13 protein-coding genes are annotated in these 14,806 nt (G+C 42.6%); all 13 read right to left on the bottom strand.

The window, feature by feature from the left end; translation table 11 throughout:
* Positions 1 to 4 precede the first annotated feature (4 nt).
* Positions 5 to 880 (bottom strand): sugar phosphate isomerase/epimerase family protein, encoded by an 876-nt coding sequence (locus tag WC743_RS21980; protein WP_373015621.1) that lies wholly within the window; start codon positions 878 to 880, stop codon positions 5 to 7.
* Positions 881 to 930: 50 nt separating this feature from the next.
* The gene (locus tag WC743_RS21975; RefSeq protein ID WP_373015619.1) at positions 931 to 1,818 is read right to left on the bottom strand and encodes a hydroxypyruvate isomerase family protein; all 888 of its coding nucleotides are present in this window, start codon (positions 1,816 to 1,818) and stop codon (positions 931 to 933) included.
* Between the two features lie 2 nt (positions 1,819 to 1,820).
* Positions 1,821 to 3,071, bottom strand: a complete 1,251-nt coding sequence (locus WC743_RS21970) for a nucleoside permease (RefSeq protein ID WP_373015617.1) — start codon at positions 3,069 to 3,071, stop codon at positions 1,821 to 1,823.
* A 37-nt stretch (positions 3,072 to 3,108) separates the two neighbouring features.
* Positions 3,109 to 3,555, bottom strand: coding sequence for a c-type cytochrome (locus tag WC743_RS21965; protein WP_373015615.1), 447 nt, complete (start codon positions 3,553 to 3,555; stop codon positions 3,109 to 3,111).
* A gap of 13 nt (positions 3,556 to 3,568) precedes the next feature.
* Positions 3,569 to 4,621 (bottom strand): sugar phosphate isomerase/epimerase family protein, encoded by a 1,053-nt coding sequence (locus WC743_RS21960; protein WP_373015613.1) that lies wholly within the window; start codon positions 4,619 to 4,621, stop codon positions 3,569 to 3,571.
* A 3-nt stretch (positions 4,622 to 4,624) separates the two neighbouring features.
* Positions 4,625 to 5,794, bottom strand: coding sequence for a Gfo/Idh/MocA family protein (locus tag WC743_RS21955; RefSeq protein ID WP_373015612.1), 1,170 nt, complete (start codon positions 5,792 to 5,794; stop codon positions 4,625 to 4,627).
* Between the two features lie 121 nt (positions 5,795 to 5,915).
* On the bottom strand, positions 5,916 to 6,488 hold the full coding sequence (locus WC743_RS21950) for a gluconate 2-dehydrogenase subunit 3 family protein (protein ID WP_373015610.1): 573 nt from the start codon (positions 6,486 to 6,488) through the stop codon (positions 5,916 to 5,918).
* A gap of 65 nt (positions 6,489 to 6,553) precedes the next feature.
* Positions 6,554 to 7,984, bottom strand: a complete 1,431-nt coding sequence (locus WC743_RS21945; protein WP_373015608.1) for a Gfo/Idh/MocA family protein — start codon at positions 7,982 to 7,984, stop codon at positions 6,554 to 6,556.
* A gap of 23 nt (positions 7,985 to 8,007) precedes the next feature.
* A complete protein-coding gene (locus tag WC743_RS21940) occupies positions 8,008 to 9,687 on the bottom strand; it encodes a GMC oxidoreductase (protein ID WP_373015606.1) in 1,680 nt (559 codons plus the stop codon).
* A 167-nt stretch (positions 9,688 to 9,854) separates the two neighbouring features.
* A complete protein-coding gene (locus tag WC743_RS21935; protein WP_373015604.1) occupies positions 9,855 to 11,570 on the bottom strand; it encodes a GMC oxidoreductase in 1,716 nt (571 codons plus the stop codon).
* A 2-nt stretch (positions 11,571 to 11,572) separates the two neighbouring features.
* A complete protein-coding gene (locus tag WC743_RS21930) occupies positions 11,573 to 12,160 on the bottom strand; it encodes a gluconate 2-dehydrogenase subunit 3 family protein (RefSeq protein ID WP_373015602.1) in 588 nt (195 codons plus the stop codon).
* A 111-nt stretch (positions 12,161 to 12,271) separates the two neighbouring features.
* Positions 12,272 to 13,183, bottom strand: coding sequence for a sugar phosphate isomerase/epimerase family protein (locus WC743_RS21925; RefSeq protein WP_373015600.1), 912 nt, complete (start codon positions 13,181 to 13,183; stop codon positions 12,272 to 12,274).
* A gap of 13 nt (positions 13,184 to 13,196) precedes the next feature.
* Positions 13,197 to 14,735 carry a TolB family protein gene (locus tag WC743_RS21920; RefSeq protein WP_373015598.1) on the bottom strand — a complete coding sequence of 513 codons (1,539 nt, stop codon included), beginning with the start codon at positions 14,733 to 14,735 and terminating at the stop codon, positions 13,197 to 13,199.
* Positions 14,736 to 14,806: the final 71 nt, after the last annotated feature.

The raw sequence follows: 14,806 nt of genomic DNA, 5'->3' as shown, positions 1-14,806 counted from the left end.
TGTATTATAAGTACAGCTTGTTTTTAAGATATGCGCTGCTTTGGGCAATGCTTTTGTATGGATCAATATTGGTGAAATTTTCCTGCTCAACAATAAAATGTTTAATGCCGGCCAGTTTAGCCTGCCCTAATATGGTTTTAAAGTCAATTGTGCCGGTGCCAATCTCGGTATTTAGTTCGTTATTGGTTTTGTCCATATCTTTTACATGCACAAATGTAAAGCGGCCCGGATGCTTTTTAAATATATCAACCGGGTTTTTGCCTGCACGTACTACCCAATAAATGTCCATTTCCATATTTACCAGTTTAGGGTCTGTATGGTTTAGGATGGTATCATAGAAAGTAGTTCCTTCAGTTTCTTTCCACTCAAAATTATGGTTATGGTAACCCAACTTTAGGCCATGTGTTTTCAAAACCTCGGCTGCTTTATTTAACTTATCTGCAATGGTTTTAAAATCTGCGGCTGTTTTAATAAGGTTGTGGTTTAATGATGGTACTATAATATAAGTTTGCCCTGTTGCCAAAGCCGACTCAATATAGCTATCAAACTGATCCATTTTGCCGGTTCCAAAAAACTCATCTAAACCGTAATGGCCGCTTGGTGTTTTTAAGCCATGCGATTTTAACAGGCCGCTAAATTCTTTGGCGCTTAACCCCCAAAAACCACCTTGCTTTGAGTATCCAAAGGTTTCTACTTCTTTATACCCTGCCAGTGCTACTTTGGCAATAACGCCTTTAGGATCTTTTGGTAGCTGATCGCGTAAGCTGTATAGTTGAAGCCCAACTCCATTTGGGCTTTTTGCCGAAAGTAAATTTGGTGCAAGCACCATGCCGGCAGCCGCTAAGCCTGCCTGCGTTAAAAACGTTCTTCTGGTTGTCATGTAGTATATTGGTTTATATCAATGGTTGGATGCATTAATCATCCAATGGTTTAAACATCACATATTTGAACCGCCTTGCGTAACGATGCTAATTTATCTTTTTGCTTGGGAATAAACTCCTGTGCTACAAAACCTTTATGCCCAACTTCAATTATGGCGCGCATTATTGCAGGGTAAAACAGTTCCTGTGATTCATCTATCTCGTTACGGCCGGGTACGCCACCTGTATGGTAATGCGCAATGTATTGGTGATACTGTCTTATATTACGGATAACATCGCCCTCATCTATCTGCATGTGATAAATATCATAAAGCAACTTAAAGTTTTCTGACCCAAGCCTTTTAGCCAGTTCTGCACCCCATGAGGTACGGTCTGCCTGGTAATCTTTATGGTCAATTTTACTGTTAAGCAGTTCCATTACCAAAACAACGTTGTGTTTTTCGGCCAGTTTTACTAATGGCTTTAAACCTTCAACGCAATTGTCCCAGCCTTCTTCGTTTGTTTTCCCCCGGCGGCTGCCGCTAAAGCAAATAAGGTTTTTATAACCTGCCTTTGCAACCAGCGGTATCATTTCGGTATAGTTCTTTTGCAGCTTTTCATGAAACTGTTTATCGCCAAAACCATCTGTAAGGTTAATTTCGGCACCATTACACATTGACGAATAGAGGCCGTACTTTTTCAGCGTAGGCCAATCAGCAGGGCCAACCAGGTCAATACCTTTAATACCTATGTCTTTAGCTGCCGCACATAATACATCAACGGAAATATCATTGTAACACCAGCGGCATACCGCATGGTTTATGTTACCCTTTAGCTTTTCAACCATCGCTTCCTTTTCTTCTGCTTTAAAAGATGACAACATGCCAGATGCACCTAGTGCCGCGGTACCGGCCAGTAAGTTCTTTATAACCGATCTTCTGTTTTCGTTTGTAGCCATAATTATACTTCTAAGCGTCCTTGTGGTTCTTCAATATCTAAACCGGGTTTAGTTTGTATCTGATTCTTATCTGTAAAGAATATCACAAACACTAAAAATACAAATGCCGCTATACCTGCGGGTATTAACCAAATGGTTGTCCAGTTGTGACTGGTTTCAGACACCTTGAATTTATCAACAATAGGGCCTGATATGTATGACCCAATAAGCATACCCACACCGTAAGTTGCCAGTGTAATAAAGCCTTGCGCAGCACTTTTGAATTTCTCGCCTGCAAGGTTATCAGTATAGATCTGACCGGTTACAAAGAAGAAATCATAACAGATACCATGCATTACTATACCTGCAATAAGCATCCAGTAATTAGCACCTGTATCGCCATAGGCAAAGAATATATAACGTAATACCCAGGCTATCATACCTACAGCCAACATCTTTTTAACACCAAGGCGTACAAAGAACAAAGGCATTAACGCCATAAAGGCAAGTTCTGAAGCTTGTCCTAAAATTTGTTTCCCAGCAGCAGCCTTCATACCAATTTCATTTAAAAAAGGATTGGTAAAATTGTAATAAAACGCCAGGGGTATGCAAATAGCTACTGAAGACAAAAAGAATATTAAATATGATCTGTTTTTTAATAAGCCTATCGAGTCTAAGCCCATTATATCACTCAATGAAGTTTTTTGACCCTTTTTAGCCGGAGGCGTTGAAGGTAATGTAAAACTCATTAAACCTAATATTAACGAGGCTATAGCTGCCATTTTAAAAGTTAAGATCAAAGAGTTACTTTGCTCCCATCCTAACCAGCCTATAAGAAAACCTGCAACTATCCATCCCGCGGTACCAAATACCCTAATTGGCGGAAATTCCTTGCTTGGATTGGTCATTTGCTTAAATGATACCGAGTTTACCAGCGCCAGTGTTGGCATGTAAACGATCATGTAAGCTAAAATGATAGGAAAAAAACCGTCGAAGTTTGGAATAGTGGTTATATAATATAACAACGCCGCACCTGTTAAGTGCAAAATACCTAATACCTTTTGGGCTGAGAAAAATCTATCGGCTATCAATCCAATTATAAAAGGTGCGATAATGGCACCCCATGATTGGGTTGCATAAGCGTTACCGTTTTGTACGCCGGTTGCGCCTAAAGTTTTACCTAAATACGTTCCCATAGTTACAAACCATGATCCCCAGATAAAAAACTCCAGGAACATCATGGTTGATAACTTGACGCGTGTTGTTACAGTCATAATTAGTTTTTGGTTTAAATTTTAGGTTGTTTTAAAATTATTTAACTGATAAAATGTAGCTTACCATAGTTTTTGCATCATCTAAAGACAGCTGTGGGTGAGCTGTCATTGGTACAGTGCCCCAGTTGCCACTGCCACCTGCTATAACTTTTTTAGCCAGCATTTCTTCATCAGACGGTTTGTATTTTTTAGCGATATCAACCAATGCTGGCCCAATAACCTTGCTTTTTTCATTATGGCAGGTATTGCAATCGCTGTTAGCCATTAGTTCAGCGCCTTTTTCAGATGGTGTACCCGCTGCTTTGGTTGTGCCTATGTTGCTTACTGCTGTATCCTGTGCCGCATCAGACTGACGGTTTGCCGCGGTTTGTTTTGCCGCACTTGCGCTATCAGCTTCGCTGCCGCCATCTGCTTCTCCTGGTTTACTGCCGCCACATGCTGCAATTGTTAAGCTGATACCTAAAATGATGAATATCTTTCTCATGGTGTTCTTATTTTTATATTCCTAATAGTGATTTGTTAAATGAATCGTCTGATCCTGACGCTGCAAAATCATCAAAGGCACGCTCTGTAACCCTAATGATATGATCTTTTATAAATTGTGCCCCCTCGCGTGCGCCATCTTCCGGGTGCTTAAGCGCGCATTCCCATTCTAATACTGCCCAGCCTTTGTAATCGTATTGGGTAAGCTTGCTAAAAATGCCTTTAAAGTCAACCTGTCCATCGCCTAATGAGCGGAAACGGCCTGCACGGTCAATCCAGTCGGAGTAACCGCCGTAAACGCCTTGCCTGCCCGTAGGGTTAAACTCCGCATCTTTTACGTGGAACATTTTAATGCGTTCGTGGTAAATATCAATATACTCCAGGTAATCTAATGCCTGCAGTACAAAGTGTGAAGGATCATATAATAAACATGCCCTTTTATGATTGTTTACTTTGTCTAAAAACCTTTCGTAAGTAACGCCGTCATGCAGGTCCTCTCCCGGGTGTATCTCATAGCAAAGGTCAATACCATGCTCATCAAATACATTCAGGATAGGTTCCCAGCGTTTGCCAAGCTCGGTAAACGCGGCATCAACCAAGCCTGCGGGGCGCTGCGGCCATGGGTAAACCATATGCCATATTAAGGCGCCGCTAAAAGTAACGTGCGCGTTAAGCCCTAAGTTTTGAGATGCTTTAGCCGCATAATGTAACTGCTGTATAGCCCACTCTGTTCTTGCAGCCGGGTTACCGCGCAATTTCTCTGGTGCGAAGGCATCAAACAGCGTATCATAAGCCGGGTTAACGGCTACTAACTGCCCCTGTAAGTGTGTTGAAAGCTCGGTAATTTCTAAACCGGTTTCGTTCACAATACCTTTTATTTCGTCGGCATAGGTTTTACTTTCAGCAGCTTTTTGCAGGTCGATAAAACGTGCGTCATTAGTTGGCATCTGCACACCTTTATAACCCAAACCTGCTGCCCATTGGCAGATAGATTTAAGATCGTTAAAAGGCGCCTGATCGCCAATAAATTGAGCTAAAAATATTGCCGGTCCTTTAATGGTAGTCATTTGTTAGATGGTATAAGTGGTCCACTTTTCGTTGCTTTGATTGGATGCAACAACATTATTAATAAATGCCATGCCCCTTATCCCGTCATCAATGCCGGGGAAATCAAGCCATTCTTCTTTAGGTTCTACACCTTCAATTTTAGCGCTAAGCGTTAAAGCAAAGTTGCGGTACAGGTTGCCAAAAGCTTCCAGGTAACCCTCGGGGTGCCCGCCCGGTGTACGGCAGTTATGAGTAGCATAGCTTGATAACCTGTCGGTATATCCGCTGCCTGCCCTTAATATCTCTGCCGGTTTATCCAGCCATTTTACAATGAGTGTATTGGGCTCCATTTGTGCCCACTCCAGGCTTCCGTTCTCTCCGTAAACTCGTATTTTCAACGCGTTCTCTTCGCCGGCTGCAACTTGCGATGCTATTAAGGTACCGGTTGCGCCCTCTTCAAAACGAAGCAATACCGCGCCGTCATCATCAAGCATGCGGCCGTCAACAACAATATTTAATGATGCGTTAAGTTCTGTTATTTTTAAGCCGCTAATGTATTCTGCTAAATGAGCGGCATGTGTACCAATATCGCCCATGCAACCGCTTTTACCAGATTTTGTTGGGTCTGTACGCCATGATGCCTGCGCATTGCCTTCCCGTTCTGATAAGCGGCTTAACCAGCCTTGTATATACTCAACATATATTTTTCTTACCTTACCTAAAGCACCGCTTTTAACTATTTGCTTAGCCTCTTTTACCATAGGGTAACCCGCGTAAGTGTGGGTAAGCAGCAACATCAGCCCGGTTTCGTCAACCTTTTGTTTTAGCTGCTGTGCTTCTTCAAGGGTAAAGGTAACGGGTTTTTCAACCACTACGTTAAAGCCATTCTCCAATGCCTGCATTGCCGGGGCAAAGTGGGCAAAATTTGGTGTAACAATGGTTACAAAATCCATGCGTTCATCAGCCGGTTTTTGCGATTCGGCCTTAAACATTTCATCGTAAGTGTTGTAAATTCTGTCTTCGGGCAAAAAAAGGATCCTGCCGCTTTCCTGTGCAATATCGGCATGCATGCTTAAGGCACCGCAAACCAGCTCAATCTGGCCGTCCATATTAGCAGCAATACGGTGAATAGCCCCTATAAAGGCATCTTTACCGCCGCCAATCATGCCCATGCGCAATTTTCGTTTACTCATATTTTAAATAGATAAATGCTTTTAAAGCCCAGCCATTGGTTGGCAGGGAGACTTTAAAAGTATAAAAATTAGATTAAAAACTAAAGCCTTTCTGCCATTAGCAGAAAGGCTTGTTATTTTCTTATGAAAGCGCCCAGGCCCTGTCACCTTTTTTGTAAGGATAGTTCCCATCATATTTACCGGGTACCGGTAAGTAGCGTAATGCCTTGGTAGCACCAACCTCTGATGTAAAGTATCCTAAAATGGTTAACTGCTTCATCATTGTGAAGTAGTGGTTGGCATCTTCAGGCTTTTTGGTTTTTGAGTATTCTTTTTGCTCTTTATCAAGCTCGGTTAACAATTCGGTACGTTGTTTGGCATCAGCCTCCATGAACTTTTTGTTGAACTTTTTATTGCTTGCTTCGTCCAGGTCAGAAATACCTTTCTTAAATATCTTTTGATCTGCAGGAGCGTAACAATCTTTCACCATTATCGCCATAAAACCGCCAACATTAGCTGCCTTAGCACCCGGTGTTGATGTTTCAGGAAGAATGGTTTCGCCTACCTCATTTAAAAAAGCGGTAGTTTCCGGAGATGCCAGATCCTCAGTATTAACCGGGCTGTTAGATTTACAGCCTGATATAAAGAGTTCCGCACCAATTATGGTACCTCCAAGTAACAAACCTACTCTGCTTATCGCGTCTCTTCTATTCATTTTATCAATTATTGAATTAGTGATTTTGTGAATTAGTGATCATTGAATTCTCAGTCACTAATTAATTATGCTTTTAGCTCAAACCCAGTACGGTATTCGCGTTTTATGTATTGGTTAACATCTTCAAAGTTGGTAACTTTCATCGCCTGGTTATCCCAGTTCAATTTAATAGTACCACCTTTTAATTCGTGACCGCGTACTGCAAGGTTTGCCATCAGCAATGCTTCGGTAAGCGGACCAGCTTTATCAAATGACGAGCTCAGCTCTGTTTTACCGTAACCTGCCAAACAACCTTCCACCCATTGTGCATAGTGGCCATTAGCGCCGCCGGGTACACGTTTGTACTTTTGAGGGGCGTTAGCATTTGCTGTGCGTTCTTTTGGCAATAATGTGGCTGCATCAGAATATGTGCTGGCATACATTTTACCTTTTGTACCGATAAATAATGTACCGTTTCCTTCTTCGCCACCCCATTTTTCATTTGCGCCAAGTTCAAGTGGCCTTTCGGGCTGTATACCACCATCCATCCAGTGAAGGGTAACGTCGCCTTTGGTTTTATTTGTTTTAGGGAAAGTTAATGTAATATGGCTTGATGGAGGGCAGCTTTCAGGGAAAACGCCTTTTTTAAACTCATCAACATATACACTACCTACGCTTGCCTGTACATCTTTAGCATACTGGATACCCAATACCCTGAAAGGTGCTTCTACCAGGTGGCAGCCCATATCGCCTAAAGCGCCGGTTCCGTAATCCCACCATCCGCGCCAGTTAAACGGCACTAATTTATCTACGTAATCTTTTTTAGGAGCAGTACCTAACCAAAGGTCCCAATCTAATTCCTTAGGAATATTAGGCTGAGGATCAGGCCATTTAATCCCTTGCGGCCATACCGGACGGTTTGTCCAGCAGTAAACAGTATGCACGTCACCAACCAGATTAGCATCGTACCACTCAGATAATAACCGGGTACCATCGTTTGATGCTCCCTGGTTACCCATTTGTGTAACTACTTTATATTTTTTGGCAGCCTCGGTTAATAAACGCGCTTCCCAAATATCATGTGTCAATGGTTTTTGCACGTATACGTGCTTACCCAATTGCATTGCATGATAGGTTATAATGGCGTGGTTATGATCAGGAGTTGAAACTGATACAGCATCAAAGTTCTTATGTTCCTTATCATACATTTCGCGCCAGTCTTTATAATATTTTGCCTTAGGGAATGCAGCTCTTGAATTAGCAGCTCTGCGGTCATCAACATCACATAAAAAGGCAATATTAGCTTTACCGCTTTTTGCAAAGTTGGCAATATCGCTTTGGCCTTTACCGCCGGCACCAACACCTGCTACATTCAGCATATCGCTTGGTGCTATAAAACCTTTACCGCCCAATACAAAGCGGGGAACGATCATAAAACCGGCTGCAGCAAGTGAGCTGGTTTTGATAAAGTCCCGTCTTGACGGGCTTGTGCCTAAAGAATCTTTCTTGTCAGTCATTGTGGTAGTTATATGTACTTGTATTAAATGTTTCCTTTTTTCAATTCTGAAACCGCATGGTCTGCTGCGCGGGCAGTAAGCGCCATGTAAGTAAGTGACGGGTTCTGGCAGGCAGCCGAGGTCATGGCAGCACCATCCGTAACAAATACGTTCTTAGCATCCCAAACCTGGTTCCACTCGTTCAGTACTGATGTTTTAGGATCGCGACCCATACGTGCTGTACCCATTTCATGGATACCACGGCCCAGTACCGGCTCTGTAGTGTATGTTTTTACATCTTTAACACCTGCGGCTTCCAGCATTTCTTTAGCATCGTTCATCATATCGATACGCATTTTACGCTCGTTATCTTTACACTCAACATCAAATGCCAGGATTGGAAGGCCCCATTTATCTTTCTTGGTTTTATCAAGTGTGATCTTATTTTCATGATATGGCAATGTTTCGCCAAAGCCGCCCATACCCATTGTCCATGATCCCGGTTCTGATAAAGCATCTTTAAAGCCGGCGCCAATGTTCATTTCGGCAATATCACGGCTCCAGCCCGAGCGGCTTGCACCACCCTGGTAACCAAAACCACGAATGTAATCGCGTTTTTCGCCGTTTAAGTTACGGTAACGAGGTATGTATATACCATTAGCCCTGCGGCCAAAGTAGTATTTATCTTCATAGCCTTCAACACGGCCGCCTGCGCCAACACCTAAGTGGTGGTCCATAACGTTATGGCCAAGCTCGCCGCTACTGCTACCCAAACCACCTTCCCACACATCAGTAGCTGAATTCATTAACACCCAGGCACTGTTCATGGCCGATGCGTTAACGAAAACTATTTTAGCATAGAATTCATAGGTTTTGTTGGTTTCGGCATCAATTATCTCAACACCCTTAGCTTTCTTGGTGTTTTTATCATAAAGGATACGGGTTACAATTGAGAACGGGCGAACGGTTAAGTTGCCTGTTGCTACCGCAGCCGGTAAAGTAGCTGACTGCGTACTGAAGTACGCGCCAAACGGACAGCCTAACCAGCATTTGTTACGATACTGGCAATTTGTACGGTTGTTATGCGGTACAGTGATATTAGCTGTACGGCCAATTATCATGTGGCGTGCTTCTTTGTAATATTCTTTAACACGTTTAGCAACGTCTTTTTCAACAACGTTCATATCCATTGGCGGCATAAAATCGCCATCAGGAAGGATTGGAACGCCATCGCGGTTACCAGATATACCTGCAAATCTTTCTGCATAGCCATACCATTTTTCAAGGTCTTTATAACGGATAGGCCAGTCAACAGCTATACCGTCTTTTAAGTTTGCCTCAAAATCGGTCTCATGCCAGCGGTATGATTGCCTGCCCCACATTAACGAACGGCCGCCCATATGATAACCCCTGAACCAGTCGAAGCGTTTTACTTCGGTGTAAGGGCTTTCTTTTTCATTGGTCCAGTAGTCAAGATTGGTTTCGTTTAAAGGATAATCACGCTTTAAAACCGGATAATCCTCAATCATTTGCTGCGTACGACCACCCCTGTGCGGAAATTCCCACGGCGCTTTATTCGCGTTCACATAACCCTTAATGTGCTCGATATCTCTACCGCGCTCTAACATAATGGTTTTTAAGCCCTTTTCGGTCAGTTCTTTTGCAGCCCAGCCACCTGAGATCCCTGAACCAATGACAATGGCGTCATAAGTGTTTGTAGACATATTAGTATAGCGTTATAATTTTTTAGTAATTGGTTACCTCGCTAAATGTAGGAATAAAAATTATTTTACAAATATTATTTCATTGTGTTTTTTACACACATCCACCCCCCATCCCCCTGAAGGGGGAGTAAAGAACTATTTTGTTCCCCCTTCAGGGGGTTAGGGGGTTACACGTTTCCTTTTTTCATTTCACCTACGGCATGGTCAACCGCGCGGGCGGTTAAGGCCATATAAGTAAGCGATGGATTTTGGCACGAAGTGGATGTCATACAAGCGCCATCAGTAACATAAACGTTTTTACAGGCGTGCAGGCGGTTCCATTTATCAAGCACCGATGTTTTAGGATCGTTACCCATACGCGCACCACCCATTTCATGAATATCAAGCCCCGGATTGCGCGGATCTTCCTGCGTTTTAATGTTTTTAAAACCGGCTGTGGTGAACATCTCTGTCATTTGCTCAAAGTAATCTTTACGCATTTTCTCGTCGTTATTGTCATATGCAACAGAGATCTTTAACTGCGGGATGCCCCACTGGTCTTTCAGTGTTTTATCAAGCGCAACATAATTACTTTCTTTAGGGATGGTTTCGCCCATCATGTGCGATCCTACATGCCAGCCGCTCAACTCCCTTTTTACCAGATTGTCTTTCAGATCCTGACCAATACCGTCAGAACTGTTCTGCTCCCAGCGGTAAGCGCTAAAACCTGCCGCGTAGCCGCGTAAGAAATCTGTTTCCTGTTTGTATACATTCCTGAAACGCGGAATATAACCACCACCCGCAGGGTTACGGCCATCAGTTTTCCATTCTGTAAAACCATCACACTCGGCACTTATCCGTGCAGAATAGTTGTGGAACGCCACATATTTACCTAATACGCCGCTATCATTACCCAAACCATTAGGGAAACGGTTTGAGGTTGAATTTAGCAGTACCAGGTTGGTATTTAAAGCTGATGCGTTAACAAAAATAACATCGGCAAAGTAATCAATAGCTTCTTTTGTATTACTGTCAATAACCCTTACACCGGTTGCTTTGCCCAATTTTTCGTCATAGATGATAGATTCTACAACAGAGAACGGCCTTAATGTACAGTGGCCTGATTTTAAAGCCCAGGGTATGGTTGATGAGTTAGCGCTAAAGTAGCCGCCAAACGGGCAACCGCGCTGGCACAGGGTACGCTCCTGGCACTGGCCCCTGCCCTGGTCAAGATGAATTTGATTTGGTTTTGATAAGTGCGCGCAACGGGCGCTTATAACGTGCCTGTTCTTATATTTACCTTTAACATGCTTGCTAAAATAGCTTTCGACCGCGTTAAGCGGGAAAGCCGGTAAAAACTCACCATCGGGCAGTTCAGGGATGCCGTCCCTGTTACCGGAGATACCTGCAAATTTCTCTACATGACTGTACCACGGCGCAATATCTTTATAACGAATTGGCCAGTCTACCGCGAAACCATCACGTGCCGGGCCTTCATAATCAAAGTCGCTCCAGCGCTGGGTTTGCCTTGCCCAAAGCAGTGATTTACCACCTGTTTGATACCCGCGTATCCAATCGAACGGTTTTTCCTGCACATAAGGGTGTTCCTTATCTTTCACAAAAAAATGCGCTGAATCTTCGCCGAAAGCATAACAGCGGTTCAATATAGGGTTTGCTTCCTGTACAGCAGCAGGCACAACACCATGATGAGGAAATTCCCAGGGATATAAATTTGTTGTAGGATAATCTTTTAAATGTTTTACATCGCGGCCACGCTCCAGTACCAGGGTTTTTAAGCCTTTATCTGAAAACTCTTTTGCAGCCCATCCACCACTCATACCCGAGCCAATAACTATGGCATCAAAAGTACGTTCCTTAATACTATCTATATTTAAATAAGCCATGATTATACCGCTGCTGTTTTTTTAACCGGGAACATAGCATTGTACCTGCCCGGTACAAGCTCATACACAATTTGCTTTGTCATAAAATATTGGGATGTTGTATACCCAAATACAGTTTGCCCTTTTACTATGCGATAAAAAGTAAGGAGCTTAGGAGCCTCCTTGCCTTTATCGTCGTTATTTTTGGCCTTGTTGGCTTTGGCATCTTTACCTTGCTTTTCAAGCGTATTAACAAATGCTGTACGTTCCTGTACAGAACACTCATTAAAAGAATGGCCGTATTGTTTATTAACAGCATCGTCAAACTCTTTTAAACCCGCCATAAAAGTTTCCTGCTGCTCTTTATTAGCGCAATCATCTATCATTTTAAAAATAAACAAATTTATCCCCAGGTCTTTTGCACCCGGGGTTTTTGTTTTGGGTAAAATGGTTTCTGCCAGGTTAGTTACCAGGTTTTCCTGGTCGGCATCAATTTTAAGGGTTTTTAATTCAACAACAGGTTTGCCCTTTTTATCATTAAGGCATGACGGCAATACAGCCACGCTCCCTAATATCAGGGCCATGTTCCTTATCGCGATGCGCCTGTTCATATTTAAATTCAATTTCAGAGGAATTTAAAGGTTTATAAAATACTGCCGTTAATAGATGATCAAGTAAAAACCCGGCAGTTATTATCGAAAATGAAAGATAGGTTTAAACTATTAATATCCCCATTTTTTCATGGTTTGTAAATCAATTTTTACACAGTCTAAGGGATCAATACCCTGGTAAGACTCCTGCTCTATTATCAGATGGACTGTTCCGCCGGTTTTTTTGGCTTCTTTTAATACATCTTTAACCGGCAATACCCCTTTGCCCAGTATGGTACTTTCGTAACCTGTACCTTCGGTTTTACCGGCGCTTTTTATTTCGTCTTTAACATGCAACAGCTCAAAACGGCCCGGATACTTCTTTATAAGTGAGATAGCTGAGTTTTCGCGGCCGTACATATTACCAATATCCAGTTGCTGTGCAACCAATGTAGGATCTGTGTTTTGCAGTATATAATCAAAAAGCCTTATGCCATCAACCATGGTAGTAAATTCAAAATCGTGATTATGATAACCGAATTTCATACCCGATTTTTTACAAAGCTCACCACTCTTATTAAACTGTTCCATGGCACGTTTTAGTGCATCCTTGTCTGTACGTACTTTTTCATCCAGCCAGGGGCTTATAACATATTTTTGACCCATAAACGCGGCGTCTTCTACTGTATATTTCCAGGCATCGGTAAAATCATTTGTGGCGGTATCCCAGTGCTGCGCGGTCATTACGGTATGGCCGCTTGGCATTACCAGGCCTAGATCATTCAATAGTTTTTTGAATTCGGCAGGGGTATATCCATAAAACTTACGGTTTATATAATTGGCATGCTCCACATATATGTAACCCATATCTGCAAGTTTTTTTAATGTACCTGCCGGATCTATTTTCATTGCATCACGTACCGAATAAAGCTGCAAGCCTACTCTTTGTATTTTTGCCGCGGCAAATAAATTTTCGGGCATCAGGGCTGCCGCTGAGACCGCGACTGCGCTGTTAATAAGGAAATTTCTGCGAGATGAATTCATTTTTTATTGAGATTTAGTTTTTTGCTATTGGAAATATTGGGAATAATAGATCTGAATTGCTTACAAAAGCAATGTGCTTACTATCCGGCGACCATGACGGTGTGTTGATAGTACCCTGGCCGCCATATAAATAGGCTACCACTTTTGAAGGGCCGCCACCAGCCGGCATCACCCTTATATATACATGCTTATAGAACGGATGATCACCGGGAGCAACCTCGCTTTTCAGAAAGGTGATGTAAACTATCCATTTACCATCAGGCGATACATGCGGGAACCAGTTATTATAATCATCATTGGTTATCTGCGTTTGTTCGCTGCCATCGGCTTTCATGCGCCAAACCTGCATCAGGCCAGACCGCACCGAATTAAAGTAAATGTATTTACCATCCGGCGTATATTCCGGGCCGTCATCCAAACCGGGCGTGTTGGTCAGCCTTTCTTCTGCACCACCGGCGGCAGGGATGCGGTAAACGTCATACTCATTATTGCGTTCGCCGCAAAAAACCAGGTATTTACCATCAGGAGACCAGCCATGCATGTACGATGCACCTACTCCTTTTTTTGTAACCATACGTGCCTCGCCACCTGTAACAGGCACAACATAGCCAATTGAAGGGCCGCCATCGCCACTGCTAATGGTGAGCATTTTGCCATCAAATGACAGCACATGGTCGTTATTATTATTTTTAGCCGGGGCTGTGTTTAAAACAACCGGCGTACTTGTAGCAATGTTGAATTTATATAATAAACCTTCGCTGTTGTAAATTAACGATTTGCCATCAACCATCCAGTTAGGCGCCTGTAATGATTTTGGCGACTGGTAAACTATCCTGCTGTTGTGGGTTTGCATATCAAGTAGCTCAATACTGCTGCCTAAATATTGTTTATAAGGCACTAAGGTGGCAGGCGCAGGTTTTACAATACGCACATTATTAAACACTGCTTTTTGGGTAAGATCGGCGTTATGGGCGCAAACATAAATACCCACATACACATCATCGCCCAAATCAAGGTCTATCTTTTCTTCGGGTGCAAATACATCACCTTTACGCGCTACAGATATATAATAAGTATTGCCTTTTCTTTCTAACTGTAAAACACCGGCCGATATAACAGGCGTTTGTTGATGTACTGTTTCGCCGCCGCTTACCTTACGATACTGCACAGCAGTTATTCCATTACCATGTACCATAATGTTTACATGTGCCGAGTTTGTTTTAAGGTTACTCCTAACCATTAAACCATATTTGCGGTTAGGTTCGCCGTTGTTGCCTATAAAAGCAGCATTGGTACGAAGCAGGAAGTCGCCTTTCATTTTTTTCCAAACGAAATGAAATTCGTCATGATCATTCCACATATCAGCACCTGAGCCTATTGCTTCATATTGCTGCAATTTGGCATCATACACAACACTCCCTTTATGTTTTATTACACCTATATCAGTATTCCCTTCAAAAATCCCTAACGGATTACTTTGAGCATAGCCGCTATTTATGAACGCAAGAGACGTTAGCACGACAATAAAAACACAGGTCAGTTTCTTAAACATCAGTTCTTTTGGTTAATAATTGGTGATACAATTTAGGTTACTTATCAGGCTACTTAAGTAATTGGTGTACT

It is taken from the genome of Mucilaginibacter sp. (assembly GCF_041660805.1).
GTDB lineage: Bacteria > Bacteroidota > Bacteroidia > Sphingobacteriales > Sphingobacteriaceae > Mucilaginibacter.
This window is presented reverse-complemented; position numbering and strand designations above follow the sequence as displayed.

Excerpts from the sequence above, each read along its gene's own strand:
- WC743_RS21980 (WP_373015621.1), bottom strand. The coding sequence starts at position 880 with ATGACAACCAGAAGAACGTTTTTAACGCAGGCAGGCTTAGCGGCTGCC.
- WC743_RS21975 (WP_373015619.1), bottom strand. The coding sequence starts at position 1,818 with ATGGCTACAAACGAAAACAGAAGATCGGTTATAAAGAACTTACTGGCC.
- WC743_RS21970 (WP_373015617.1), bottom strand. The coding sequence starts at position 3,071 with ATGACTGTAACAACACGCGTCAAGTTATCAACCATGATGTTCCTGGAG.
- WC743_RS21965 (WP_373015615.1), bottom strand. The coding sequence starts at position 3,555 with ATGAGAAAGATATTCATCATTTTAGGTATCAGCTTAACAATTGCAGCA.
- WC743_RS21960 (WP_373015613.1), bottom strand. The coding sequence starts at position 4,621 with ATGACTACCATTAAAGGACCGGCAATATTTTTAGCTCAATTTATTGGC.
- WC743_RS21955 (WP_373015612.1), bottom strand. The coding sequence starts at position 5,794 with ATGAGTAAACGAAAATTGCGCATGGGCATGATTGGCGGCGGTAAAGAT.
- WC743_RS21950 (WP_373015610.1), bottom strand. The coding sequence starts at position 6,488 with ATGAATAGAAGAGACGCGATAAGCAGAGTAGGTTTGTTACTTGGAGGT.
- WC743_RS21945 (WP_373015608.1), bottom strand. The coding sequence starts at position 7,984 with ATGACTGACAAGAAAGATTCTTTAGGCACAAGCCCGTCAAGACGGGAC.
- WC743_RS21940 (WP_373015606.1), bottom strand. The coding sequence starts at position 9,687 with ATGTCTACAAACACTTATGACGCCATTGTCATTGGTTCAGGGATCTCA.
- WC743_RS21935 (WP_373015604.1), bottom strand. The coding sequence starts at position 11,570 with ATGGCTTATTTAAATATAGATAGTATTAAGGAACGTACTTTTGATGCC.
- WC743_RS21930 (WP_373015602.1), bottom strand. The coding sequence starts at position 12,160 with ATGAACAGGCGCATCGCGATAAGGAACATGGCCCTGATATTAGGGAGC.
- WC743_RS21925 (WP_373015600.1), bottom strand. The coding sequence starts at position 13,183 with ATGAATTCATCTCGCAGAAATTTCCTTATTAACAGCGCAGTCGCGGTC.
- WC743_RS21920 (WP_373015598.1), bottom strand. The coding sequence starts at position 14,735 with ATGTTTAAGAAACTGACCTGTGTTTTTATTGTCGTGCTAACGTCTCTT.